This window comes from Enterobacter sp. RIT637, assembly GCF_019718755.1.
GTDB lineage: Bacteria > Pseudomonadota > Gammaproteobacteria > Enterobacterales > Enterobacteriaceae > Enterobacter.
Genome location: NZ_JAIHAZ010000207.1, coordinates 1 through 510, shown reverse-complemented (window position 1 = coordinate 510; position 510 = coordinate 1). Strand labels below are relative to the sequence as shown.

Annotated in this window: 1 protein-coding gene; it reads left to right on the top strand. The window is 52.9% G+C overall.

The genetic code is table 11. The features are described 5' to 3' along the window. The coding region (locus K5E19_RS24045; RefSeq protein WP_409334617.1) for a Glu/Leu/Phe/Val family dehydrogenase at nt 1-510 on the top strand (510 nt) is incomplete at both ends.

The following is a 510-nucleotide window of genomic DNA, read 5'->3' as shown; positions in this document are numbered from 1 at the left end:
ATGCCTATGAAAACGTGGTGAAACATTCCGCGCCGGGCGTATTTACCGGCAAACCGGTTGAGTTCGGCGGCTCTTTGGCGCGTACCGAGGCTACCGGTTACGGCGTGAACCTCGCCGCCGTCCAAGCTTTGGAAAAACTGGGCAAAGATGTGAAAGGCGCAACCTACGCCATTCAAGGTTTCGGCAATGTGGGCTACCACACCGGCTATTACGCGCATCAATCCGGCGCGAAAGTCGTTACCGTATCTACTGTTGACGTTGCTATCTACAATGAAAACGGCTTGGATATGGAAGCGCTGTTTAAAGAGTTCCAAGAAAAAGGCTTCATCACCAACGAAGCCGGTTACGGCAAAGAAATTACAAACGCCGAACTTTTGGCTTTGGATATGGACGTACTCGCCCCTTGCGCATTGGAAAACCAGCTGACTTCCGAAAACGCCGGTAAAGTCCGCGCGAAAATCGTGGTTGAAGGCGCAAACGGCCCGACTACGCCCGAAGCCGACGTTATCC